The organism is Trichococcus shcherbakoviae (assembly GCF_963666195.1).
Taxonomy (GTDB): Bacteria; Bacillota; Bacilli; order Lactobacillales; family Aerococcaceae; genus Trichococcus; species Trichococcus shcherbakoviae.
This window is the reverse complement of the sequence record NZ_OY762653.1, coordinates 2,019,435-2,043,989: the sequence shown is the minus strand read 5'-3', so window position 1 is coordinate 2,043,989 and position 24,555 is coordinate 2,019,435. Positions and strand designations below refer to the sequence as shown.

20 protein-coding genes are annotated in these 24,555 nt (G+C 49.5%); 4 read left to right on the top strand and 16 right to left on the bottom strand.

The features are described 5' to 3' along the window. Positions 1 to 23: 23 nt before the first annotated feature. Positions 24 to 599, top strand: coding sequence for a DUF1836 domain-containing protein (locus ACKPBX_RS09785; RefSeq protein ID WP_160116960.1), 576 nt, complete (start codon positions 24 to 26; stop codon positions 597 to 599). Then, the gene (locus tag ACKPBX_RS09780; RefSeq protein ID WP_233436759.1) at positions 586 to 1,449 is read left to right on the top strand and encodes a DegV family protein; all 864 of its coding nucleotides are present in this window, start codon (positions 586 to 588) and stop codon (positions 1,447 to 1,449) included. The genes ACKPBX_RS09785 and ACKPBX_RS09780 overlap by 14 nt, the downstream gene beginning before the upstream one ends. Before the next feature lie 260 nt (positions 1,450 to 1,709). Here the strand turns inward: ACKPBX_RS09780 and ACKPBX_RS09775 are convergent, their stop codons facing one another. Together ACKPBX_RS09775 and ACKPBX_RS09770 are read right to left on the bottom strand one after the other, a co-directional pair. Continuing rightward, the gene (locus tag ACKPBX_RS09775) at positions 1,710 to 3,107 is read right to left on the bottom strand and encodes a 6-phospho-beta-glucosidase (RefSeq protein ID WP_319995258.1); all 1,398 of its coding nucleotides are present in this window, start codon (positions 3,105 to 3,107) and stop codon (positions 1,710 to 1,712) included. A 263-nt stretch (positions 3,108 to 3,370) separates the two neighbouring features. Continuing rightward, on the bottom strand, positions 3,371 to 4,270 hold the full coding sequence (locus ACKPBX_RS09770; protein ID WP_086629774.1) for an aldo/keto reductase: 900 nt from the start codon (positions 4,268 to 4,270) through the stop codon (positions 3,371 to 3,373). Between the two features lie 232 nt (positions 4,271 to 4,502). On the opposite strand from ACKPBX_RS09770, the gene ACKPBX_RS09765 reads away from it, so the two are divergent. Further along, positions 4,503 to 5,480 carry an aldo/keto reductase family protein gene (locus ACKPBX_RS09765; protein ID WP_319995257.1) on the top strand — a complete coding sequence of 326 codons (978 nt, stop codon included), beginning with the start codon at positions 4,503 to 4,505 and terminating at the stop codon, positions 5,478 to 5,480. A gap of 255 nt (positions 5,481 to 5,735) precedes the next feature. On the opposite strand, the gene aroD is transcribed toward ACKPBX_RS09765, so the two are convergent. The 12 genes from aroD to arfA form a co-directional block, all read right to left on the bottom strand. Further along, positions 5,736 to 6,515: a type I 3-dehydroquinate dehydratase gene (aroD, locus tag ACKPBX_RS09760; RefSeq protein ID WP_324291910.1), complete on the bottom strand. Its 780-nt coding sequence runs from the start codon at positions 6,513 to 6,515 to the stop codon at positions 5,736 to 5,738. Positions 6,516 to 6,661: 146 nt separating this feature from the next. Next, positions 6,662 to 7,933: an alpha-galactosidase gene (locus tag ACKPBX_RS09755; protein WP_319995256.1), complete on the bottom strand. Its 1,272-nt coding sequence runs from the start codon at positions 7,931 to 7,933 to the stop codon at positions 6,662 to 6,664. After that, complete coding sequence (locus tag ACKPBX_RS09750; RefSeq protein ID WP_319995255.1) at positions 7,926 to 9,914, bottom strand: glycoside hydrolase family 127 protein; 1,989 nt, start codon at positions 9,912 to 9,914, stop codon at positions 7,926 to 7,928. Before ACKPBX_RS09750 ends, ACKPBX_RS09755 begins: the two co-directional genes overlap by 8 nt. Before the next feature lie 130 nt (positions 9,915 to 10,044). Beyond that, a complete protein-coding gene (locus tag ACKPBX_RS09745) occupies positions 10,045 to 10,281 on the bottom strand; it encodes a DUF6171 family protein (protein WP_319995254.1) in 237 nt (78 codons plus the stop codon). 1 nt (position 10,282) lies between these two features. Beyond that, positions 10,283 to 11,734, bottom strand: a complete 1,452-nt coding sequence (locus ACKPBX_RS09740) for an alpha-N-arabinofuranosidase (RefSeq protein ID WP_407702542.1) — start codon at positions 11,732 to 11,734, stop codon at positions 10,283 to 10,285. Positions 11,735 to 11,751: 17 nt separating this feature from the next. After that, entirely contained in the window at positions 11,752 to 12,705 is a 954-nt protein-coding gene (locus ACKPBX_RS09735; RefSeq protein ID WP_319996426.1) for a glycoside hydrolase family 43 protein, read from the bottom strand. Between the two features lie 37 nt (positions 12,706 to 12,742). Further along, the gene (locus ACKPBX_RS09730) at positions 12,743 to 14,185 is read right to left on the bottom strand and encodes a glycoside hydrolase family 43 protein (protein ID WP_319995253.1); all 1,443 of its coding nucleotides are present in this window, start codon (positions 14,183 to 14,185) and stop codon (positions 12,743 to 12,745) included. 34 nt (positions 14,186 to 14,219) lie between these two features. Next, positions 14,220 to 14,633: a hypothetical protein gene (locus ACKPBX_RS09725; RefSeq protein ID WP_319995252.1), complete on the bottom strand. Its 414-nt coding sequence runs from the start codon at positions 14,631 to 14,633 to the stop codon at positions 14,220 to 14,222. Between the two features lie 14 nt (positions 14,634 to 14,647). Beyond that, positions 14,648 to 15,487, bottom strand: a complete 840-nt coding sequence (locus tag ACKPBX_RS09720; protein WP_086629765.1) for a carbohydrate ABC transporter permease — start codon at positions 15,485 to 15,487, stop codon at positions 14,648 to 14,650. Between the two features lie 5 nt (positions 15,488 to 15,492). Further along, positions 15,493 to 16,416, bottom strand: coding sequence for a carbohydrate ABC transporter permease (locus tag ACKPBX_RS09715; RefSeq protein ID WP_086629764.1), 924 nt, complete (start codon positions 16,414 to 16,416; stop codon positions 15,493 to 15,495). Positions 16,417 to 16,514: 98 nt separating this feature from the next. After that, a complete protein-coding gene (locus ACKPBX_RS09710) occupies positions 16,515 to 17,744 on the bottom strand; it encodes an extracellular solute-binding protein (RefSeq protein ID WP_319995251.1) in 1,230 nt (409 codons plus the stop codon). A 16-nt stretch (positions 17,745 to 17,760) separates the two neighbouring features. Next, positions 17,761 to 19,260 (bottom strand): arabinosylfuranosidase ArfA, encoded by a 1,500-nt coding sequence (gene arfA / locus ACKPBX_RS09705; protein ID WP_319995250.1) that lies wholly within the window; start codon positions 19,258 to 19,260, stop codon positions 17,761 to 17,763. A gap of 344 nt (positions 19,261 to 19,604) precedes the next feature. Here arfA and ACKPBX_RS09700 point away from each other — a divergent pair, with 344 nt between their 5' ends. Next, positions 19,605 to 20,507, top strand: coding sequence for an ArsR/SmtB family transcription factor (locus tag ACKPBX_RS09700; RefSeq protein ID WP_086629761.1), 903 nt, complete (start codon positions 19,605 to 19,607; stop codon positions 20,505 to 20,507). A 363-nt stretch (positions 20,508 to 20,870) separates the two neighbouring features. Here the strand turns inward: ACKPBX_RS09700 and tkt are convergent, their stop codons facing one another. Continuing rightward, entirely contained in the window at positions 20,871 to 22,874 is a 2,004-nt protein-coding gene (gene tkt / locus ACKPBX_RS09695) for a transketolase (RefSeq protein WP_319995249.1), read from the bottom strand. 195 nt (positions 22,875 to 23,069) lie between these two features. Continuing rightward, entirely contained in the window at positions 23,070 to 24,455 is a 1,386-nt protein-coding gene (locus ACKPBX_RS09690) for an MATE family efflux transporter (protein WP_319995248.1), read from the bottom strand. Positions 24,456 to 24,555: the final 100 nt, after the last annotated feature.

The following is a 24,555-nucleotide window of genomic DNA, read 5'->3' as shown; positions in this document are numbered from 1 at the left end:
TAGTTCAGAAAGCAGGTTTTCCCGTGAAGCTTAAACCAGAATTGGAAGAATATCAGCAACAGCTGCTCGCCTTGACGTTCATCCGATTTGACGAGCTGCCTGATTTTGGCCTCTACAGCGATCAAGTGATCGCCATCATCGAAAAGCAATTGAGTTTCCTGAACGCCACCCAGGAAGAACGCATCATCACACCGGCTATGATCAATAATTACGTAAAACTGCAGCTGATCGATAAACCAGAGAAAAAGAAATATTTCAAAACCCACATCGCCCAACTGATCGTCATCACCTTGCTCAAACAGGTATTGCCGTTGTCAGAGGTGAAAAAAGGACTGGAACTGCAAGTCTCCATCCGCGGATTCCAGATCGCGTACGACACCTTCTGCCAAGAATTGGAGTATGCTTTTCGGATGCTCTTCCGTGATCTCGACAAGAAAGAGCATTTCACCTATACCTTGGAGGACATCCACAGCGAAAACATCGCTTTGAAGATGATCACGCTGTCGCTCGCTTCGAAATTGTTGACACAAAAAATCATATTGGTCGATGGCGTCAGTCACGCATCCAATAAAGAGGAGAATACTAATGATGAAATCTAATTCCATTGCCGTCTTGGCCGATTCCTGCAACGATATTCCGCAGGAGCTGCTCGACAAATACCATATCTACACCTTGCCGCTGATGATCAATTATAAAGACGCGAGCTATCGCGATCGGGTTGACATCACACCGGAACAGGTCTACGCAAGATTCCAGGAAGAGATCCCGAAGACAAGCCTACCTTTGCCGGAAACGATTGCCGACACTTTCGCCAAGATCAAAGCGGACGGCTTCGATCAAGTGATCGTATCCGCCATTTCCAGCGGCTTGAGCGGCACCTGCCAAGCCATCAAATTGTTGGCGGAAGATATCACGGATATGCAGATCGTCGTCATCGATACGCTGAATATCGCCATCGCCTCCGGATTTGTGGCGCTGTTCACGGCCGAGCAGATCGAAGCGGGGCTTCCGTTCGATGAAGTCGTTTCGAGAACACAAGCAGCCGTGAAAAAGTCCACCATCCTGTTCGGGGTCGGCACCTTGGAGTACCTGATGAAAGGCGGCCGCATCGGTAAAGTCTCCGGAATCCTCGGAAGCGCCTTGAACATCAAACCGATCATCTCCTGCAACGAAGAAGGCATCTACGACACGGTCGCAAAAGTGCGTGGCCGCAAACAAAGCATCCAGAAGCTGATCGACATGACCCGCGAAAAACTCGGTCAGCACAAAAATTACTACTTGTCGATCTGCCATGGGGATGCCTACGAAGAGATGCTCGTTATGAAAGAACAGCTGAAGGATCTGGTCGCCGGCGCCAAAATCTACGCCGAAGGCCAAATTTCGCCGGTATTAGGTGTCCACACCGGACCCGGATTGCTTGGAATCGGCATCATGGTCCTTGAGGATTAAAAGAGAGTGTGATGAATCCCACTCTAGAAATCGAGCACTAAGAGGCTATTACGAGAATGGACGTTTTTTGTCCGTGACGTAATAGCAGCTTAGGCACAGATTTCTGGGATTCAGAACACGTTTTGAGTGTGATGGTCGCGGCCGGAGTACACCGACGATGATCAGCCTCAGCTCCGGCGAAGCCTCCGTTCTCCGGAGGTCTCAAACACAAAAAGAGTGGCTGCCCGAAATGGCAGCCACTCTTTTTATGCTATCTGTTTTTAGTTTGATTTCATCAATTCATCGACGTAAGCAACTGTTTCCGGTTGGTTTGCTTCGATTTCAGCGATTTTCTCTGCGAATTGTGGCAAGTGCTCTTTGTGCGCATACAATAATTCATCCAACAAAGTCTTGGCTGTTGTACCGCCTGGCACAAGCGGGTTAATTGTGAATGCTTGCAATGCCGCACCGTAGCTGCCTGTGATGGCTGCGCGGATGACTGTTTCTTCCATCGCTTTCATGCCTTGCAATAAGCCACGGGCCGCGGAAGGCATTTCGCCCCAGTTGTATGGTTCAGCGCCATGAGCTGTGATCAAGGCGGAAACTTCTACGACGCAATCATAAGGCATATCTTGGATCGTACCGTTGTTTGCTGTTGATACGACCATATCCGTGCGTTTGTCATTTTGGATCGACGCGATCACTTCGCAGGCTGCATCGCTGTAGTGCGTACCGCCGCGTTGCGATAATTCTTCCGGCTTGTAGTTCAAAGCAGGATCTTTGTAAAGTTCGAACAAGCGCGTTTCTGTTGCCTTGACGACTTGTGCACGCGTTTCGCCTTTTTCGAACTCTTCGATGGAATGCTTCAACATTTCATCTTCGATATAGTAATAACGGTGGTATCCGCATGGAAGCAATCCTAAGTCCTTCAATTGCTCGTAGTGGAATTGCGCACTGTGGATATTTTTCAGATGGTTTTCATCTTCTGTTTTTTGCGGTCCGTAAACCATATCGATCACTTCATCTGTGCGTTCAACGCCCTTGTCATCCCAGACACGGTGCCAGTGGAAGTGGTTGATTCCGGCAAATTTGAATAATAATTCCTCTTCTGGAATCGCTAATTTTTCTGCTGCGACTTTGCGGTGTCCGATCGGAACATTGCATAGGCCGATTGTTTTCTTCCAACCGAAATGTTTGATGGCTGCTTCAGTCACCATACCTGCAGGGTTCGTAAAGTTGATCAACCATGCATCCGGACATTGCACACTCATATCCGCAATGATCTGGCCGATGATTGGAATCGTACGGAAAGCTTTGAACATTCCGCCTGCACCATTGGTTTCTTGACCCAAAACACCATGGGACAATGGGATGCGCTCATCTTTGATACGAGCATTCAGTAAACCTACACGGAATTGCGTCGTTACGAAATCCGCATCTTTCAAAGCATTGAAACGATCCAATGTTAAGTGGACTTCCCAGTCCAAACCAGCCGCCTCGACTTGGCGTTTCGCCATTGCGCCGACGATCTCCAGTTTTTCCTTACCTGCTTCGATATCCACCAACCAAATTTCTTTGATAGGCAATTCATCTTTTCTTAAGATGTATCCTTCAATCAATTCCGGTGTATAACTGGAACCTCCACCAATCGTTACAATCTTCAAAGCTTCTTTCGACATGCATGCTTCCTCCTATTTTTGGTTACTTTTTTGCTTTCCGGCTCAAAAATTCTGTCGTGACAATGCATTCCCTAGCAAAAACAGCTAATGTCCACCAACACCCGTACAGGAAAGGCTTTCATTCCAGCCGTCCGTGAAAGGGCTTTTCGCTTCCTGAGTTTATGATAGCACACCCCCGTTGCATCCGGAGAATCCCCTTACATTTTGATTGCAGGTTCCCTATTATGATTTTCGTTTCAGAAATGAAACAGTTTGTTTCATCTTCAAAGGATATCCAGCGCCGTTTTGTGAGCGGGTGCCGGGAACCTTTTGTCCAGCAGTTTCAGATCTTCGTCATCCAGACGAATTTTGGAAGCTTGGGCATTGAGATACGTGTGGTCGGGGTTGGAAGATCGCGGTATCGCTGCAATGTCCGGCTGGATGATGCACCACGCCAGAATGATCTGGATTGCTTCGACACCGTGTTTTTTGGCGATGCGCTGCACTTCTTCACTCTCCAGCAGTTGCTCGCGCAACCTGCCTCCCTGGGCTAATGGCGAGTAGGCCATGATCGGAATGTTGTGCTCCCGTTGCCATTTCAACAGATCGTACTCAATGCCGCGGGACCCCAAATGATACAAGACCTGATTGACTTGGCATTGGTTCCCGTGCTCCATCGACAAAAGATCCTGCATATCATGGATGTCGAAGTTGGAAACGCCCCATCTGCCGATCTTTCCTTCCGCCTTCAACTGCTCCATTCCGGCTATCGTTTGCGACAAAGGCACACTTCCGCGCCAATGCAGCAAATAAAGGTCCAAGTGGTCCGTATCCAATCTGCGCAAGCTTTCGGCACAGGCAGCCAAAATTTCATTCCGGCTGGCCCGATGCGGATACACTTTGGAAACAAGGTAGACTTGGTCACGGATACCTTTGATCGCTTCACCTACCAAGCGCTCCGACTTCCCGTCCCCGTACATTTCGGCTGTATCGATAAGGGTCATGCCCAATTGCACACCTAAACGCAAAGCTTCTATTTCCTCTTGCCTTTTTGCAGAATCCTCACCCAAGTACCACGTTCCTTGCCCCACCTGTGGCATGATGCTGCCATCCGGCAACGCAACCATCCGATTGGCATTTGCTTTCCGCAGAGAAGCCATGATGTTTTCGTCTATGTTCGTCATTTACAGACCCCATCCTTTCTGTTCTTTGACACCGTTCCTTACATCAAGTATACCTTTTTTTGTCGTTAATACAAAAAAAATCACAGCGCTTCCATTTTTTTCGATTCGGTGGCCTTTTCCTTTGGCGATTTCGATTTTGTGGCTTATGATAAGGATAGAAAGCTATTATATTTATCATCAAAGTCTGATTAATGGCTCAAAGATTGTCATCATAATCAAGGAGGACGAGTGGATGAAATACAGGAATCTAGGGAAAAGTGGTTTGCGCGTCAGCGAAATCGCACTGGGCAGTTGGTTGACGTACGGAAAATCGGTAGCGGATCAGACAGCGGAGGAATGCATCCGGACCGCGTATGATGCAGGCATCAACTTTTTCGACACAGCCAACGTTTATGAAAAGGGTGCTGCTGAGACTGTGCTCGGAAAAGTGCTGAAGGACTATCGGCGCTCCAGTTTGGTCGTCGCCAGCAAAGTCTATTTCCCGATGGGTGACGGCCCGAACGACAGGGGCTTGTCGCGCAAGCACATCATCGAATCCTGCGACGCCAGCCTGAAACGCTTGGATATGGATTATCTGGACCTTTACCAATGTCACCGTTACGATCCGAGCGTACCGATGGAGGAAACGCTCTGGGCGCTCGATGATCTGCAGCGTCAAGGAAAGATCCTTTATGCCGGCGTCAGCGAATGGCCAGCCGACAAAATCCAGGAAGCCCACCAGATCGCAAAACAGCATAATTTCCGGCCGCTCGTTTCCAACCAACCGATTTACAATATGATTGAGCGCTACATCGAGGTCGATGTGTTGCCCGTCTCCGTCGCCAATGGCATGGGGCAAGTGGTCTTTTCCCCATTGGGACAAGGCATCCTGACCGGAAAGTACAAATCCGGCCAACAAGTTCCGGAAGGCAGCCGCGCCGCCAACAGCAAGCTGAACAGCACGATGCAAAAATATCTGGAAAACGAGTCCCTGTTGGAAGCCATCGGGGAAATCGAAGCCATCGCCCATGAATTGGAAATAACCATGCCGCAACTGGCCTTGGCCTGGATTCTGCGCCAACCCGGCGTCAGCTCCGCCATCATCGGCGCCAGCCGTCCGGAACAGATCGAGGATAACATCAAGTCGGTGGATATCGAATTGACGGACGAACTGCTGCTTGGCATCAACCAAATTTTATTGAAAGTGAGCAGCTTCAAACCGAGAAGTTGAGAAGAAGCAACACCGGCAACCACGCAAGCCAAAAAGGCCAACCTTTCTCGGGATGGCCTTTTTGGCTTACTTGCTTATCCAGGGTTCCGCTTCTGTCCTCCGGTGAGCGGAGACTTCGTCGGAGTTCGGACAACCTTTCATTTGTTTCCTCCGATTGGAGCGGCTTCATCGAAGCTGAGATGGAGCATTACCGTTTTTCTCCGGCGGGCGCAAGCCTCGCCGGAGCTGAAGCCCACACATTTCAGATCGCGTTCCTTAATCCAACGCCAAAATCTCCAGGATGGAACGGACATCGCGGACAGACACTTGGCCCGGCGCGGAAACCTCTTTGGCAGCCGCGAAAGTCAAACACGAACCGAACAGTTCTCCTGCCAAGCGCGAAATGACACCGTATTTGCCCATCGACATCGTGATGCACGGGCGGTCAGCTTTCGCTTTTTTCATTTCCAATGTCGCCGCCAGCAGCGTCAGCACATCTTCCTCGCTTTGCGGCATGACCGCAATCTTCGTGATATCCGCCCCGATTCCTTGCATCTTCACCAATCTCGCGACGATTTCTTCTTTAGGGGGCGTCCGGAAGAAATCATGGCTCGACAGAACGACTTTCACGTTGTTTTCTTTCGCTTCGGCAATCAATTCGATCACCTCTGCTTCAGAACTGAACAGTTCGAGATCGACCAGGTCCACCAGCCCGCTCTGGATCACGAAACGGTTCAGTTCAAAATAGCGATCCAAGCTCAGCTCGCGCTCCCCGCCCTCTTTTTTGGTGCGGAACGTGAACAACAACGGCTTTTTGTAGATGCTGTTGATTTCTGCCAACAATGCCCCGACCTGATCGGGATGCTCTACATCTTCGAAAAAATCGATGCGCAACTCCGCCAGATCGAAAGCGACGTTTTCCAACATTTTTACCTCGGCAATGATTTCCTGTTTTGTTTTCCCTACCAACGGCACGCAGATTTTCGGCCTGCCTTCGTTGAAGACGACATCTTTCACTTGAACGGTTTTCACTGTTGTATCCCCTCCATGGCGCATTTTGGTCCCCTCTCCCTTGAACCTTTCCGGCCAAAGGAAGCTGAACTTCCGTGTATATGATACCTCCCATTTTATCCTTAAACGCGCCAAAAGCATAGGGACACTTTACGGAACTTTTCCGATCCGCCCAATTTCCCGTTCTGTTTCTACTTGGAAACATACAGAGCGACGCCGTGCGGAGCGATAAAAGCCGTTTCCGCATCCGCAATCGACACCGTCCGGTTCGCCCAAACTTCATGCATGTCTCCGCCCATTGTCCGCAGCCATTCCCCGGCGGATTCAGGCAAACGGGCCGGATCATCCGACAGATTGAAGCAAGCGACATATTTCCTGGCATCACTTTGTGAAACCCAAACCACAAAATCATCCTTCCGGTGTACTTCCTTTGCATCGCGCCCGTTCTGATGCGCATCGATCAGATAAGGGTCGGTCAACAGCGACCGCGTCCAATCATCCAATTTCCGCAGATCGCCGCCGAACAGCAACGGCGAACGGAAAACCGACCACAGCGTCATCAAGGAGCGCTGTTCATCCTTCGTGAACCGTGTCACACGCGCTTCCGATCCGTCGGCAACGGTTCGGGTGCCGATAAGGCCCAGCGGCAGCATGTCGCAATCCGGCCAGGAACCGGCTCCGACAAAAGCCGACCATTTCCCGCAGCGTCCGAACATGTCATAAAGCTGTTGCCAGTTGTCCCACATGTCATCCGTCAGCCGCCACATGTTGGCATTCCGTTGGAAAAAGGAGCCCGCTTCGATCGGGGCGGGTCCCGGTGAGAGGCTCAACACCATCGGCCTGCCGCAGCCGTCGATGGCATTCCGGATCAGTTCGATTTCGCCTGTGTGGGTTCCGTATAATTTTGAATCGGCGATATCATCCACTTTCAGGAAGTCGACTCCCCAGGAAGCGTATAAAGCCAGCAGCGAATCATAATACGCTTGTGCTCCTTTTTTCGACGCATCCACGCCATACATATCCGTGTTCCACGGGCAGATGGAATTTTCATCCGCAATATCCCGTGCTGTTTTTTGCGTACCCAAAATTGGGGTATCGCCATGCACCGCCTGCCTCGGGATGCCGCGCATGATATGGATGCCGAATTTCAGCCCCATTGCGTGCACCGCATCCGCCAACGGTTTGAACCCTTGTCCCCCGGCACTCGAAGGGAAGCGATTTTCGGCAGGGATCAGTCGGCTGGATTCATCCTGACAAAGTTCGGTGAACGGGTGATAAGCACAGGAATCGGCGCGCGGTTCATACCACTGGATATCAACAACAACGTATTCCCAACCATAGTCCTTCAAATTTTTCGCCATCACTTCAGCGTTGGTCAACACTTCCTCTTCCGTCACGCTAGCCCCGAAAGAATCCCAACTGTTCCAACCTTTTGGCGGTGTCTGTGCGTAACCTCTAAACATGCGCGTCCTCCTTATCGATCCATACCTGCATTTCTCCCAAGGAGCGATTGCCCCAACTGTAGTAAGGGATGAAAGTCAGTTTTTGGGGAACAGTTTGCGGTTTCTTATGGACGCGGTACAGCGTGTCCTGCCAATCATCCTCCATCACATGCAGCTCCCCTTCGGCTTCCAGGCAGACGATATCGCCGAGAATCTTATCCGATCGGAAACGCGGTCGGATCGCTCCGGTCAATGCCAGCAGATGCAGCTGTTTCCGGTTGTCCTGTTCTTCCATACAATATATGAAAGGCCCCCGTTGCAGGGAGACTTTGCCCTTATCCGCTTTGACGAGCGGGTGCGCCTCTAGTTCATTGATTGCGATTGTGTAGCTCAATTCAATAGCCGTCGATTCGGACTTTACGGTCACATAGGTATAGCCATTGCTGATTTCAGCGACCACTTCTTCGCCATCCACAACCAGCATTGGATTCTCCGTCCAGTAAGGGATACGGATGCCCAAACGCAGCACAGCGGAGGTTGTTTTTTCGACCGTGATGAGGGTCCGGCCCTGCTCGAAAAACGTATGGCTTTGTCGAATCGTGTATGCTTTGCCATCTTTTTCCGCGGCCAACTCGCAGTCGATGAACAGATTCAGCAGCACTTCATCAGCCTTTTGGGTAAAGGCGTATCTTCCCACAGCGGGCAGCGTGCGCGCCAAGTTCGGCGGACAGCAAGCACAACCGAACCAGGAAGGCCGCGTCGCTTTCACATGGCTCTTGTCCGGATTCATGGCGCTCGCTTGCGGATCCACCTCCAACGGATTGACGTAAAAGAAGTGTTTTCCGTCCAAGGCCATGCCACTGATGATGCCGTTATAGAGCGTCCTTTCGATAATGTCCGCATACCGGCTGTCGGTTTCGCTTTTCAAGAGTTCATTCGAAAAATTCAGTAGCCCGATCGCCGCGCATGTTTCGCAGTACATCAGATCGTTCGGCAAATCATAATCATAGGTGAAGGCTTCCCCGCGGACAGTCGAGCCGATGCCGCCTGTGACGTACATCCTTTTTTGGACGATGTTTTCCCAGATTTTTTTCGCCGCAGCAACCAATTTTTCATTTTCCTGGTAATGTCCGGTACCCGCCATGGCCTGCGCCATATAGACCAACCGGACAGCGTGCCCTCTGGCCGTATCCTGTTCAATGACCGGTTTATCCGCTTGATGGTAGACGGTGTTGATGACAGGCTTGGGTCCTTGCTGCAATCCCAAGCGGTCATTATCTTCCAACTGCTCCGCAAAGAAATGCGGGTTCTGTCCGCGTACCTCCAGGAAGTAGCTGCTCAAATCCAAGTATTTCCGGTTGCCCGTCAACTCGTACAGCCGCACAAGCGCGAGTTCGATTTCCTGGTGGCCATCGCTACCGTCGATTTTCCCTTCCGCTTTGCCGAAATGCGCTTCGATGCAGTCGATCGCTTTGTCGGCAATCTGAAGCAGCCGATCTGAACCGATCGCTTCATGATAGGCGATGGCGGCTTCGATCAGATGACCGATACAGTACAGTTCATGGCTTTCGAACAACCTTCTGAACTTTAGTTGCGGAGCATCGATCTGATAATAGGTGCTCAAATACCCGTCATCAGCCTGCGCCGCTTCCAGGAGGTCGATCGTTTCCTCCACTTGGGCGGCCAGAGCTTCATCCGTTTCCAATGCGAGTGTGTTGGCTGCCGCTTCGATCCATTTGTACAGATCGCTGTCCTGGAACAGCCATCCGTAATGGTTGCCTTCCTTCAGCCCAGCCGCTATCTTGAAGTTTTCGATCACATGGCTTTTTTCCGTCGGGATGGTCGCATCGTCCCTTTCGCTTTCGATGGTGATGTTCCCTCTGTCGTTCAGGACCTCCCATTGGAAGGGGATCATTTCCTCCTTCACCAGTTGCCTGTACTTCAGCCAAAATCTGTCCGATACTGTCACTTTCGGTTGTTGCTGCAGCAATGGTCTGTTCATTATGTATCCTCATTTCATTCAATTTTTAACCTGATTTTATGCCAGGATACAAGAAAAGCCACCAGCAAGCCGGCAGCTATTCCTGTTGATATGAGCGTTAATGCAAAAGCGGTGCCTGAAACGGATGGATTCACCACTTACCCAATGGGCAGCGTTTGTCCTGCAGACTGGCACGGAAACGCACGAAGCAGCCGCAATGCCGGCACGTATGCTCCGAAAGCGCGGGACAGACACTGCAGGCAGCCAGCCGTTGATCCCTCAGCTCTTCGGAAGCGTGGTTCAGTTCCATCGACAGTTGCTCATCGATGGCGCTCTCGATATCCATCTCCATCATCTGGTTGTTACGTTCGCAGCCTTTGCAGGTCATGTCAGTTTTCCTTTGCGTAAACGGAAACGACACTCATCGGAGGCAGCGTGATCGTCAATTCGTGGCCATCCACCTTGAACTCAGTGAATGCTTGTTTCGAAACGGCTTCAGGATTTTCGAATGAGTTATGATCATCCGTTTTGTTTCCGAAAATCCCCTCTGCTTCCACATCCCCGAATGCGCCATCCACTAGGCTCATCGTGACGGTTTCCGCGTCGGTCAGGCTGTAGTTGCAGAAGGATGCCGTCATGACGCCGTCTTTTTTGGATACCGTGTAACTGGTCGTGCCGGAAACGACGCCATCAGCGTCCACAAGGGTTGCGTCCTGGTGATTTTTATAGAGATCGAACACATGGTAGGTAGGTGTCTTGATCATTTCTGCACCCTCGGTCAGGATCATGGCCTGCAGCACATTGACCATTTGGGCAATGTTCGCCATCTGCACGCGCTCTGCATGCTTATGGAAAATATTCAGAGTCAGACTCGCGATCATCGCATCCCTGATCGTGTTCTGTTGGTACAGGAAGCCTGGGTTCGTGCCCGGCTCAACAGCCAACCAGGAGCCCCATTCATCCACAATCAGACCGACACGTTTGTCAGGATCGTATTTGTCCATGATTGTGCTGTGGCGCGTGATCAATTCATCCATCTTCAAAGCGCTGTCGATCAGCGAGAACCATTCTTTTTCAGGGAAGCCCAACGCCGGGCGCTTGTCTTCCCATACGGAAGCCAGCGCATAATGGTGCAGGCTGATGCCGTCCATGAACGGTGCCGCATTCTTCATCAGCACATCCATCCAGTTGTAATCGTCGATGTTCGGACCGCAGGCGATTTTGTAAAGTGGTTCTTTCGTGTACTGTCTGACGTAGGTTTGGTAACGGCGGTACAGATCAGCGTAGTATTCCGGCCGCATGTTGCCGCCGCAGCCCCAGCTCTCATTGCCGACGCCGAAGAATTTGACTTTCCAAGGCTCGTCCTGGCCATTTTCGCGCCGCAACTTCGACATCGGCGAAATGCCGTCCATCGTCATGTATTCGACCCATTCTTGCATCTCCTGGACTGTGCCGCTGCCGACGTTACCGTTGATGTAGGCTTCAGCCCCGACCTGTCTGCATAATTCAAAGAACTCATGCGTACCGAAATGGTTGTTCTCCGTCACGCCGCCCCAGTGCGTATTCACGATTGTGGCACGCTCTTCGGTAGGACCGATACCGTCTTTCCAGTGGTACTCGTCCGCAAAGCAGCCGCCCGGCCATCTGATTACCGGAACCTGAATGGCTTTCAGCGCCTCCACAACGTCTTGCCTGATGCCATTGACATTCGGGATTTCCGAATCGGCTCCCACCCAGACTCCTTCATAGATGCATCTGCCCAGATGCTCCGCAAATTGACCATATATATAACGGCTGATGTTTCCTTTTTCCCTGTTCAAGGTTACTTGTATCTTATTCAAATCGCTATCCATCCCTTCTAGTCATTGTCTGTTCCGGGCTCACCGAAAATCGGAAACCCGTTATCGCTCCATGAAAACACTTGCGCATGCGCATGACGGTCGGGCACATCCAAGGGATCGCCTTCCGTCACGATTTTCGGGCGCGCGTGGTAGATCAGCACGTCGTTTTCCCCGTCTTCGCTACGGGTGAAGCTGTTGTGCCCCGGCCCGAACAGTTGGTTTTTTGAAGAACTCTGGAAGACCGGTTCCGCCAGTTTGTGCCAGTTGTAGCCGTTCAACAAGTTGGTTTCCGCATCCGCCCACAACAGGCCCATGCAATAATTTTCATCTGTGGCACTGCCGGAATAGGTGATGAAGACTTTGCCGTTGCGGATGATGACCGCCGGCCCTTCGTTCACCAGGAAACCGACTTTTTCCCAATCATGTTCCGGAATGCTCAGGAGCGTCTGCTTGCCGCAGAGCGTCCAAGGGTTCTGCATTTCGGAAATGTAGAGATTGGAATTGCCCGGAATGGCCGGATCTTTCTGGGCCCAGACATAATAGAGCTTGTTGCCCAATTCGAACACAGTCGCATCCAGGCTGAAGCTTTCGAATGCCGTTTTGACCTGGCCTTTTTCGATCCAATTGCCTGTCAACGGGTTTTCACCGTCGCATTCCAGCACGTACATGCGGTGCTGGAACGTGCCTTTGGCGACTTGATCCGTTTCAGCTGCGGCGAAATAGATGTACCAGCGCCCTTGGATCAGATGGATTTCTGGCGCCCAGATCAGGCTGCTCATAGGACCTGTTGCATGCGCCTGCCAAACGCTGGCGCGTTCGCCATTTTCAAGCTCGTTCAGGCTTTTCGCGCGGCGCACTTCGATTTCCTGATAGCCCGGCACCGAGCCGGTGAAATAATAATAGCCGTCCGTATGTTTGTAGACCCAAGGATCCGCTCTTTCGATCACGATCGGTTTTTTGTAAGTTGTCATAGCCTTAACCAAAGCATCCACCTCTTTATTCTTTACTCTAATCTTCTATTTTTTTGATGCCGAACAGGGCTTCCCCTTCAGCGGATAGGCCTGAAAAAGTCGTCGTTTCGACGCCGTTCACTTCATCCCATTGTCTGATGAAGTAGCCATTGTATTCGGTGAAATTCACGACCAAACTGGATTCGTTCGGCAATTCCGACCCTTTCCAGTAACCGCTGCCTTGACCGTAGACAAGGTGCGTAGCGGTCAACGTCAGCGCGAGTTCCTCTTCATAGTCGGCATCGATTGCATTGTCCATTTTGTAGAAGCGGTAATCCCCTGCTATATCCGCTGTTTCCAAAGTATCTAGGGACTCCCCGGCATATCTCATCGGCGCAATCACCGGCCACCCATCCGAATTAAAGAACAATTGATGCACCCGCACTTCATTATGCTCGCCCTTGTTTGGAAAGCGTGCGTGGAAAATGATGTAGTACTTGTCCTCAACTTCATCGTAGTAGGCTGAATTATGCCCAGGCGACACATAGCCGCCGACCGGGATATCCTGTTCATTCGTGATCTCAAAATTACCGATAAGCTTGGTTCCGTAGTCTTCTATCGCCTTATCATCGAAGAAGCTGCCTTCTTCACCTTTGGCTTCCATCATCGCATTGCCGCTTGCGTCCTCATACGGCCCATCGGGATTCTTCGATCGCGCGACCCTTATGTTGTAGCCGCCGCTTGCGTCCAAGCCGCCAAAGGACAGGAACAGGTAATAATACTCGGTGTCTTTGTTGTATAAAATATAGGGGGCTTCAATCCTGCTGTGGTTGCCGCCCAGCAATTTTTTGCCATAGCCTTGATTTTCTTTCGGAAACCCGGTTGCGGAGTCCATCTCAAGTATAAAAATACCTCCCGAGTAGGATCCATATACCATCCACAGCCTTTCTTCCTCGTCGTAAAAAACGTGCGGATCAATGACGTTCGGCTCTTCCGTCGCATCGAACGCCGCACCGGTAACGCTCTCGGTGCCCGATGTCAAAAAGATGCCTTTGTCCTCGTAGGGGCCTTCGATTGAATCCGACACTGCCACTCCCAGCGTCGACTGCGGGCTGCTGCCTTCACAGAAACAATAATAAAGATAGTATTTCCCGTCCTTCAGTTGGGTTATGTCGCTTGCCCAGAGCGTATCCGTTCTGGCATAATCGAAACTTTCCGCCAACGAAACGGTGACGTCCTCGAACAACTCGCTTGTCGAAACACTCGTAGCCAATTGATCCCAATTCATCAAGTCCGGACTCTTCGCGAATGCCAGATGGGACCCGATGACATAGTATTGCTCCTCCGCAAAAATGATCGACGGGTCATGGACGGAAGCTTCCTTGAAATTTTGATTCAGGCTGACCTCCTGGTTCGGTACCGCTGTCGCATTTTTTGCTTCTTCCCCGCAGCCGGCCAATAATGCCACAGCCGACAGACTAAACAGTATTTTATTCCGCACAATCACAACCTCGACTTTTCTCTTCATTATGAAATCAAAGGGACATTTGGTTTGCCAATCGGATCGCTTTATTGCGCGATTGATAGATGACGAACAGCACCGAGTAGATGATGATGCCGATGACATCCATTGTGCTGATCGAGAAGAGGAGCAATCCCACCAGCCAAACAACTACCCTTTTCTGTATTTGATTATTCCGGAGACGGCGCACAATAATGATATTGAATACACCGATGATCAACTGCAGAATGCCGTACCCGACTGCAATGGTGTAGACGGAGTCGATCAAAGAACCGTCGAAATTGATATCGGATGACATCCCGGAAGACAGCGCACCGATTCCGGATGTTTTGATCCAGGTTGCATATCCCAGTATCGTGACCATCCCATTGATGAGATTCCAGATGGCACCGCCTCTTAATAGGTTTCTTTCCAAAGTCCTTTTCATCTATTAACACCCCGTTACTTAATGCCTACATTTAGATTTAATGAATCAATGAAATACTTCTGTGCAAATACGAACAACAGCACTGTTGGGATCATGGCGATAACTGCAGCCGACATCAGTTGCCCGATCATCACATAGTTGCCGTACAAGTCCTGCAACAATTGCAGACCAGCTGTGATCGTCATTTTTTTGACATCGCTCAAAACGATGGTTGGCCACAGGAAGTCATTCCATGAGCCGACGAACGAGAACATTCCCGCAACAATCAGGACAGGCTTCACTAAAGGAAGGATGATGTTTTTATAGATCACGAAATCCGAAGCGCCATCCATTCTTGCGGACTCATCGTATTCTGCCGGAATGTTCTGCATGAATTGGCGGACCAGAAACACATTTCCGACGCCTCCCAAACCCGGGATGATGACTGCCAAGTACGTGTTCACCCAACCCAAGGAATCCACTATCTTATAGGAAGGAATGATATTCACGGCGGAAGGGAACATCGAGATGGCAAGCACGCCATAGAACAAAGCATCGCGGCCTTTGAAATTGACCCTTGTGTAGCCGAATGCAGCCAAGGAGACGACTACCACAACCAACAAAGCATGCGTGGTCGAAACGAACAATGAATTGAAGAACCACGTGATGATTGGCGCGCTCGATGTATTCTGCAGCAATTTCAGGTAATTGGTGACGATCCAGTTGGCAGGGAACATCCGGAAGCCCACTTCCATGATGTCACCTTGGGATTTGAAGGATGTGAACAGCCCGAAAAGAGCCGGGAACAACCAGACAAGCGCCAACAGAATCAGGAAGGCATAAGCCAAATATTTTGAAACATTGTTTTTTCTCATCTTTTTCACCCCTTCGATCTTTTCGTCATGACATAGAATTGCAAGGCAGAGACTGCCAGAATGACCAGACCCAACAGGACTGCCATTGCGGAAGCCATACCCGCAACCGACTCGCCCGAGCCGAATGCCAGGTTGCGGATGTACATCATCAAGACAGTTGTGGACTGATTAGGTCCCCCATTCGTTGCCATCAGTGGTTGAACGTAGACATTGAAGGCACCCGCAGTGGACATGACGAATGTATAGAACAGCGGGAACCGGATGGAAGGCAATGTGATACTGATGAATTTTCGGAACGAGCCCGCACCGTCAATTTCAGCGGCTTCGTAAAGGTCCTCCGATACGCCCGCCATAGCGGAACGATAAATGATCAGGTTTCCGCCGATCGCACCCCACATCGACATCACGAAGATGACGATCCAGGCATACGGTTGCTGGGCTGTCCAAACGACATCCGAAGCGACCAAGTTGTTCATGGGCCCCAATCTCGGATTAAAGATCAATAGCCAAATCAAGGCGCCTGCCGAGGCGGAAACGAGTCCTGGAACATAAAAGATGGCTTGGAACAAGCCTTTGAATTTCAGTCCTTTATGCTGCATGACGGTTGCGATCATCAGCGGGAACAGAATTTGGAAAGGGATCGTGTAGAGCACAAAGAGCAAAGTGTTTTTCAGACCATTCCGGAATTGAAAATAGAACGTCGACTCCTGGTCCAACAAAATCGTTTTGTAGTTGTTTAAGCCTACCCAAGTCTGGTCGGAAATAAGGTTCCACTGTGTGAATGAAGAATAAATACCGTATATGATCGGCAACAGCACGAATACAAAGAACAGAATCAAGTGGGGACCTATGAAATACAGAAATTTAAAGTTTTTTTTCTTGTTGTCTTTAACGTTCACTTTGGTGGATACAGCTTCAGATGTTTGCATATTATCTTCCTTTCAAAAAAATCCATACAGCGATTCCGATTAAGAATGCCGTATGAATTTTTGAATTACTTCCTTGTCACTCCATTGCGGTTGGATGATCAGCTTGCGTTTTCGGCAATCAGATCTTCGACTGTTTTTTGAGCTTGATCCAGACCTTCATCGATTGTGATGTTGCCGTAGATCATATCAGATAAAACAGTAGCCAGAGCCGATTCGACATAGCTGTAATATTTGTACTCGAAGATATAGGAAGCTTCTTTTTCGACATCTGAGCTTGTGAAGAAGGATTGTGGATACTGTTGATATTCTTCGCTCTCGAACACTTCTTTACTTGCCACGATTTGACCGGCACCAGCCCAATCGATCGAGTTTTCGCGCATCCAGCTCAAGAAGTCTGCAACCCCTTGTTCTTTTTCGTCGGTTCTGTCTTCGTTGTTCAACAACGAGAATAAGTGGGCAGAAGATCTGTTTGTGAATTTGTCAGGCGTCACGGAATAAATGTTGGTCACTCCGAAGTTCAACCCTTCAACAGACCCGTGTGCTGTGGATGTCCAGGTTCCGTCAGTAGAGAACAACACGTCTCCCGATTGGAACATCGCATAACCATCTTCTCCGTAAGGGGACATCAAGCCTGCGTCCGCTACCGATTTCAATTGTTCGACTACCGTTTTCATCGCATCCGTATTGATGGTAGGATTGCCTGCCTCATCGGAAATATCCCCACCAACGTTGACGACGTTCGCCAATGCAACCCATTCAATCAAGGCATTGTTGATGGCATACTGTCCTTCGTCCAGTTTCCCATCCAACGACAGGATTTCTTCGATCGTCACCACATCATCATCCAGGAAAGTGTTTGCGTCATATTTATCCAACAGATCGGTGTTGTAATACATCGCATTCCCGTGGATATCCAACGGAACCGTGTATTGCGTTCCTTCATAATTGCCTGCATTCCAGGCTACTTCAAGGTAGTTGTCCGCTTTCAGATCGGTATTCGTTGCCATCAACCCTTCGACAGGCTCCAACATATCCAGGTCAGCGAATTGGGGAACCCGGTCCGCGTGAATCAAGGTTAAATCCGGAATGTCTTTGCCGGAGTTCATGACTGTGTAAATTTTGGTGTACATATCCGCTGTGATGACGCTCTCAACGGGGAATTCAGGGTCTGTCTCATTGTACTCGGCAACCAACGCATCCATGTAGGCACCATCGTCCCCGGTCAACGGGTTCCAGAATGTGATCGTATTTGCGTTCCCGCAACCTGCCAATAAGGTGATGCCTGCCAAAGTCGCTGCTGATAAAAACTTTCTGTGTGCATTTTTCATTTTAATGCCTCCAATTTTATTTTGTTTTTATTCTGATGACATTCCAAGATAACGGTTTCAAAACAGTGGAAAACTTTCCATCCTTCAGTTCAACATCCGACTTGTCTTTCAATTTGACCAAATCATGATCCCTTGCATTTGTGTCGCTTTTATCATACCCAGCCATCTCCGTCGCTTCGGAGATGCTTTCCAACCCGAACCCTTCTTCTTCGAAGGTGAAGGCGATGTCCGTATCTTCTGATCGGTTCACCGCAAAAATCACCAGTTCATCCGTCTCATCGTTGTGGACTGCGATCGTTTCGATATACGGCACTTCGGCAAAATCCTTCGAAGCGTATGTTTCCGACTCGACATGCGGAGTCAGCACCACGCCTCTTCCATAATTGGATACTTGCATGAACGGATAGAAGATGGTTTGTTTCCAGGTGTCTCCGTTCTTTTCAGTCATGATCGGTGCAATGACATTAACCAATTGGGCCAGACAAGCAATCTTGACGCGATCGGCATTTTTCAACAACGTAATCAACAAGCACCCCACCATCAAGGCATCCTCGAAATTATAGATATCCTCCAATAAAGGCGGCGCGACTTGCCATGGTTCCAATTCCTTATCCTGATCATTGGAGTGATACCATACGTTCCACTCGTCAAACGACAGATTGATCTGTTTGTCGCTGCCTTTTTTGACCTTCACGAAATCGCAGATGGAAACGACTGTCTTGATGAAGCGGTCCATATCCAAAGATTGTGCCAGATAATTGCCAATGTCATTTTCCTTATTTCCATAATAGCAATGCAATGAAAGATAGTCGACATAATCGTAGGTATGCTCCAGAACGATCCGTTCCCAGTCACCGAAAGTCGGCATTTTGCTGGTCGAACTTCCACAAACGACCAATTCGATGCTGCCATCGACCAACTTCATCGCTTTAGCCGTCTCTGCCGCCAAGCGTCCGTATTCTTCAGCGGTCTTATGACCGATTTGCCAAGGCCCATCCATTTCATTGCCGAGCGACCAAGTCTTGATCCCGAAAGGTTCCGCTGATCCGTTCTGTTTGCGCAGGTCGCTCCAGTGGGTTCCACCTTCAAAGTTGCAGTATTCCAAGCATTCCACAGCTTCCTGGATGCCGCGTGTTCCTAGATTGACTGCCATGTTCACTTCAGCATTGACTTCTTTTGCCCACTTGGCGAATTCGTGAATGCCTACCTGGTTCGTCTCCAGAGAGCGCCACGCCAAATCCAATTTTTTGGGACGCGTCTCTTTTGGCCCGATCCCATCCTCCCACTTATATCCTGAAACAAAATTCCCTCCTGGATAACGGATAAGCGGTACATTCAGTTCCGCCACTACCGCTTTGACATCTTTCCGAAAGCCCTCTGCATCGGCATTTTTGTGTTCCGGTTCGTAAATGCCATCATAGACAGCCCTTCCTAAGTGTTCTATGAACGAACCATACAAACGCTTATCTATCTTGCTGATGGTACTCTGCCTGTTGATTGATAATTTCGCTTCCATTTGTCCTCCTCACCAACTTAGTTAACCTTTTCATTCACTAAGGTTAATAAAATTAACTTATGAGGTAATAATATCGAACTATGCAAACGTTGTCAACATTATTTTTGTTGTTTTAACAAAAAAATGCTTAACTTGATAAACACATTTGTTAACCTTGTTCGTTTTCGCTGCCACAGCAGGCTTCTTAGCCAGCCTTTTTGTCGCTATAATAGACAAAAATCATTTTTAGTTAACTTATGGAGTAATGTAAGCCAACCTATTGACAGACTAGTGATAAACTTTTATATTTATCACATACAGTGATATACAATATCATTAACAAAAATGAAAAATGAGGTGAGCTTATGCAATTGGACATATCCGAATCATCTTTGGCTGTATATGAGGCATTGGCTAGCGATATACGCTTAAAGATCATCCAATTATTATCCAAACAAAAAATGAATGTGAAAGATCTCGCGCTTGAACTGAATCTAAGCAGCGCCATCATTTCAAAACACATCAAAAAACTTGAAGCCGTTGGTATCATCAAAACGGAAAGGATTCCCGGCATATCCGGTCTCCAAAAGGTATCCATCCTGAAAGTCGATCATATCGACATCCATTTTCCGAAGAAAATCTACCACTCCTTCGAAACCTTTGATACCGCCATTCCAATCGGGCACTACACGGATTATCACGTCACTCCGACCTGCGGCTTAGCTGACTCCAAAGATTTCATCGGAAATGTCGATGAACCGAAATACTTCATGGACTCCGGGCGAATGGACGCCAGCATCCTTTGGTTCACTGCAGGCTATGTGGAATACAAAACCCCCAACTTCCTGACGCCTGACGACACGCTGGAGCAAATCGACATCAGCATGGAAATCAGTTCGGAATTCCCTTTTTCGAATGATGTTTGGCCGTCCGACATCACATTCACCTTGAACGGAACAGAATTGGGCACATGGACGAGCCCAGGCGATTTCGCGGACACGCGCGGGAAGCTGAATCCATCCTGGTGGCCTTCGAATTTGAACCAATACGGTTTGTTGAAAACATTAAGGGTAACCCATCATGGTACTTATATGGATGGAGACCCTCTTTCCCAAGTCAGTATCGCTGACCTGAATAAGACAGCTGAAACATGGGAGATCCGCATCGAAGTGAAGCCGGATGCTGAAAACGTCGGAGGCGTGACCCTATTCGGCAAAAAATTCGGAAATCATGACCAGGACATCAACTTCAAAGCCTACTATTCCTGATAGAAAAGCGGAACGGGTTCGTTCAACCCTTGCTAAGGAAACACTGTGACCTAAACGGTCAAGTGTATCATGCCTCTAAGCGATTGAAATCGCAAGAGTCATGACAATTTAGGAAATCGTGCCGACTGAGCATCGTAGAGCGCAATATGCTGAGAGACTTCCTGCGTCAGCAGGTTAGTCGAATAGTATCCTTGGCTCGTAGAGACAAGGGGTTCCTTTGTCCTTTCCGAAGGGCTTACCCGTGAAGCTAGCCATCATTTTTGATGCATAAAACATTTTATAAATTCCTTTATGCTCAACAAAAAAGCTGCGACCCACTCCTCCCGGAGTGGGTCGCAGCTTTTTGATTCCTAAAATTGAAGTCTATTTTGTGAATTTTGCTTGATAGGCTGCAACCACTTTTTCAGTAGTGAAGCCATATTCCGCCATTACGACGTTGCCATTGCCGCTTGCGCCGTAAGTATCGATGCCGTAAGCAAGGCCATCCAGGCCGACATAACGTTCCCAACCGAAGGTAGCGCCCATCTCGATGGACATACGGTTGCGGACTGCACCAGGCAAGACTTGCTCTTTGTAGGCAGCATCCTGGGCTTCGAACAGATCGAAACTCGGCATGGAGACAACAGAGACGTCCACTCCAGCTTCACGCAATTGTTGCTGCGCTTCCACAGCCATGCTCACTTCCGAACCGGTTGCGATCAGAATGCCGGCAGGTGTTTCGCCTTGTTGCGGAGAAAGCACATATGCCCCCTTCTTCACGCCTTCGCGGGCCATTTCTTTTGTGCCTTCCAAAACAGGCAAGTTTTGGCGCGTCAGCACCAACATCGTTGGTTTGTCCGCTGAAGACACGGCGATTTCCCAAGCAGCACTGACTTCGTTGCCGTCGGCCGGACGCAGAACCGTCAAGTTCGGCATGCCACGGTAGCTGGACAAGTGTTCCACTGGCTCATGCGTCGGGCCGTCTTCGCCGACCGCGATTGAGTCATGCGTCATCACGTACGTGCCAGGCAAGTGCGAGATGGCAGCCAAACGCATTGCTGGACGTAGGTAATCCGTGAAGACGAAGAATGTCCCTACATACGTTCTGGTTCCGCCATGCAGCACGATGCCGTTCATGATAGCGGCCATCGCGAATTCGCGCACACCGTACCAGATGTTGCGGCCGGCATAGTTGCCCGGCTCAAAGTCACTTGCCGATTTGATCATTGTGTTGTTTGAAGACGATAAGTCCGCAGAACCACCCCAGAAATAAGGTACAGCTTCACCCAATGCTTGGATCGCTTCAGCACTGGTCACACGGCTAGCTTTGGCTGCGCTGCCCACTTCATAAGTCGGCAGTTTGTCTTGCCAGCCTTCAGGTAATTTACCGTCGATGGCAGCTTCGAATTGTTGCGCCAATTCCGGATAAGCTGCTTTGTAGTCGTTGAACATTGCTGTCCATGCGGCTTCAGCCTCTTGGCCTTCTGCAACCATTGTTTCGTCGAAACGGGTTGTCACTTCAGCCGGTACGCAGAAAGCTTCATCCGCACAGCCGTAAGCCGCTTTAGCAAATGTAACGCCTTCCGCTCCAAGAGGAGCACCATGCACTTTATGCGTTCCTGCGTCAGGAGCACCAAAGCCGATGATGGTTTTGATTTCAATCAAAGTCGGTTTTTCGGTTTCAGCTTTCGCTTCTTCGATGGCTTTGGAGATGGCTTCCAGATCATTGCCGTCCTTGACCAGGATATGTTGCCAACCGTAGGCTTCAAAACGGGCAGCTACATCTTCAGTGAATGATTTCGAAGTCGGTCCATCCAAGGAGATATCATTGGAGTCATACAAACCGATCAGTTTGCCCAATTTCAGGTGGCCGGCTAAGCTGGCTGCTTCATGGGAGATGCCTTCCATCAGATCGCCGTCGCCGTTCAGGAAGTAGGTGTAGTGATCCACAACCGGGAAGTTTTCTTTGTTGTAAGTAGCCGCCAAGTGCGCTTCCGCCATTGCGAAACCGACTGCATTCGCGATCCCTTGTCCCAATGGACCGGTTGTCGCTTCCACGCCGTCCGTATCATGCACTTCCGGGTGTCCAGGTGTTTTGCTGCCGAATTGGCGGAAGTTCTTCACGTCGTCCAGGCTCACATTGAAGCCGGATAAGTGCAGCAAGCTGTACAACATGGATGACCCATGTCCAGCTGATAATACGAAACGGTCACGGTCTGCCCATAAACTGTTCTTAGGGTTGACTTTCAAATGTTTTGTCCAAAGCGCGTAGGCCATCGGAGCGGCTCCCATCGGCAAACCAGGATGCCCTGAATTGGCCTTCTGTACGGCGTCTATGCTAAGTGTACGTACTGCATTAACTGCTAACTCATCAATTTGATCAAACATTTTTTTCCTCCTCAAGATAGTGAATCTAGTATTGAACTCCTAAACGAACACACAACCTGAACCATGCCGGCTTACCCTAAACTATTCCGTTCGAGGGGCAACCAACTTTTACAATCATGATTTAATCTTATTATAGCATATTCCGAATCGGTTTATATCGGTTTATTAACTTAGATATGCATCAATAATGGATTATCAATCCGACAATTCAACCAATCGCTCACCCTCGGCTTCCTTGCATCTTTTCTCTTCCAATAATGTCAATTTTCTTTTCAACTGACGATAAGCGTACATCATGGGTACGGCAGCCCCCACCCAAGCAACGGGATTGGCAAAGGCGACAGCCTGGTAGCCCAGCAGACCGGAAAATCCCAACGGAACGAGGACGCGAGCGACCATCTCCATTACACCACCAAAGGTAGGCGCAGCGTTTTCCCCAACTCCTTGCAGCGTATACCGCAAGATGATCAACGTCGTCAATACAAGATAGAAGCTGGCCGTGGCAACAAAATACGTATGCGCATACGCCAATACGGCCGGATCATTCTGATTGAACAACGACCGGATGAGATCCGTCCCGAAGAACAAAAGCGCTCCTCCCAACAGAATGCTGTAGACAAAAGACAGCAGCAAACTGATGCGGGCGCCCGCCCAAATCCGCGAGTACAAACCGGCTCCATAGTTTTGGGCTGCGAAAGTGGCCATAGCGATACCGATGGAAGCTATCGGCAATGTTACCATGATGTCCAATTTTTGGGCGATGGCGTATCCACCGACAGCTTCCGGGCCAAAACCATTCAGACTTTTCTGCAATACAATCAAACCGATCGAAATGATGGAGGCTTGCAGACCGATCGGGAGCGAAATTTTCAACGGCAACGAGAAATCCGTAGGCTGCATGTGCCAATCTTCTCTGGAGAAACGCAGGATCGCCATTTTCTTACTTATGTATACGAAACAGAGAAAACTGGCGAACAATTGCGACGCAACAGTCGCCAGCGCCGCTCCTGCGACCCCCATAGAAAACCAGACAATGAACACATAATCCAAAACCACATTCAATAGGGAAGAAATCATCAGGATGACCAGGGGCAGTTTGCTGTCGCCCAGCGAGCGCAGGATGTTACTCAACAAATTGAACACCATGATCGCCACCGAACCCCACATCAATGTCAAAAAGTAGGCTTCGGCTTCCTTGCTTATTTCAGCCGGCGTATCCATGTACAGCAGGATATCTTCAGCGAACAAAACACTCAGGAGGGTTATGAGGACAGTCATGATGAGCGTTATCCAGACGCTTATCGTGATACTCTTCCGGATCCGCTCCTCATTTTTCGTACCAAAACGCTGCGCGATGACGATCCCTAAACCCGAAGTGACCCCGATCCCAAATCCATGGATAAAAAAGAGCACCCCGCCTACCGATCCGATGGCCGCCAGTCCGTCCACTCCCAATGTTCTGCCGATGATGATTGTGTCCGCTAAGCTGTACAGTTGTTGGAAGATATTCCCAATCAGCATCGGAACCGAGAACAGCACAAGCAGCTTCGCAGGACTGCCGGCAGTCATATCTTTTGTCATCCTTCACCTCCTTTTGATGATCCTAGGCCTTGCTGATTTACATTATACCAGATATGTACGAACAAATTAACAAATAAACATAATTTGTACCTACAAAAAA

Excerpts from the sequence above, each read along its gene's own strand:
- ACKPBX_RS09780 (WP_233436759.1), top strand. The coding sequence starts at position 586 with ATGATGAAATCTAATTCCATTGCCGTCTTGGCCGATTCCTGCAACGAT.
- ACKPBX_RS09775 (WP_319995258.1), bottom strand. The coding sequence starts at position 3,107 with ATGTCGAAAGAAGCTTTGAAGATTGTAACGATTGGTGGAGGTTCCAGT.
- ACKPBX_RS09770 (WP_086629774.1), bottom strand. The coding sequence starts at position 4,270 with ATGACGAACATAGACGAAAACATCATGGCTTCTCTGCGGAAAGCAAAT.
- ACKPBX_RS09765 (WP_319995257.1), top strand. The coding sequence starts at position 4,503 with ATGAAATACAGGAATCTAGGGAAAAGTGGTTTGCGCGTCAGCGAAATC.
- aroD (WP_324291910.1), bottom strand. The coding sequence starts at position 6,515 with ATGCGCCATGGAGGGGATACAACAGTGAAAACCGTTCAAGTGAAAGAT.
- ACKPBX_RS09755 (WP_319995256.1), bottom strand. The coding sequence starts at position 7,933 with ATGTTTAGAGGTTACGCACAGACACCGCCAAAAGGTTGGAACAGTTGG.
- ACKPBX_RS09750 (WP_319995255.1), bottom strand. The coding sequence starts at position 9,914 with ATGAACAGACCATTGCTGCAGCAACAACCGAAAGTGACAGTATCGGAC.
- ACKPBX_RS09745 (WP_319995254.1), bottom strand. The coding sequence starts at position 10,281 with ATGACCTGCAAAGGCTGCGAACGTAACAACCAGATGATGGAGATGGAT.
- ACKPBX_RS09735 (WP_319996426.1), bottom strand. The coding sequence starts at position 12,705 with ATGACAACTTACAAAAAACCGATCGTGATCGAAAGAGCGGATCCTTGG.
- ACKPBX_RS09725 (WP_319995252.1), bottom strand. The coding sequence starts at position 14,633 with ATGAAAAGGACTTTGGAAAGAAACCTATTAAGAGGCGGTGCCATCTGG.
- ACKPBX_RS09720 (WP_086629765.1), bottom strand. The coding sequence starts at position 15,487 with ATGAGAAAAAACAATGTTTCAAAATATTTGGCTTATGCCTTCCTGATT.
- ACKPBX_RS09715 (WP_086629764.1), bottom strand. The coding sequence starts at position 16,416 with ATGCAAACATCTGAAGCTGTATCCACCAAAGTGAACGTTAAAGACAAC.
- ACKPBX_RS09710 (WP_319995251.1), bottom strand. The coding sequence starts at position 17,744 with ATGAAAAATGCACACAGAAAGTTTTTATCAGCAGCGACTTTGGCAGGC.
- arfA (WP_319995250.1), bottom strand. The coding sequence starts at position 19,260 with ATGGAAGCGAAATTATCAATCAACAGGCAGAGTACCATCAGCAAGATA.
- ACKPBX_RS09700 (WP_086629761.1), top strand. The coding sequence starts at position 19,605 with ATGCAATTGGACATATCCGAATCATCTTTGGCTGTATATGAGGCATTG.
- tkt (WP_319995249.1), bottom strand. The coding sequence starts at position 22,874 with ATGTTTGATCAAATTGATGAGTTAGCAGTTAATGCAGTACGTACACTT.
- ACKPBX_RS09690 (WP_319995248.1), bottom strand. The coding sequence starts at position 24,455 with ATGACAAAAGATATGACTGCCGGCAGTCCTGCGAAGCTGCTTGTGCTG.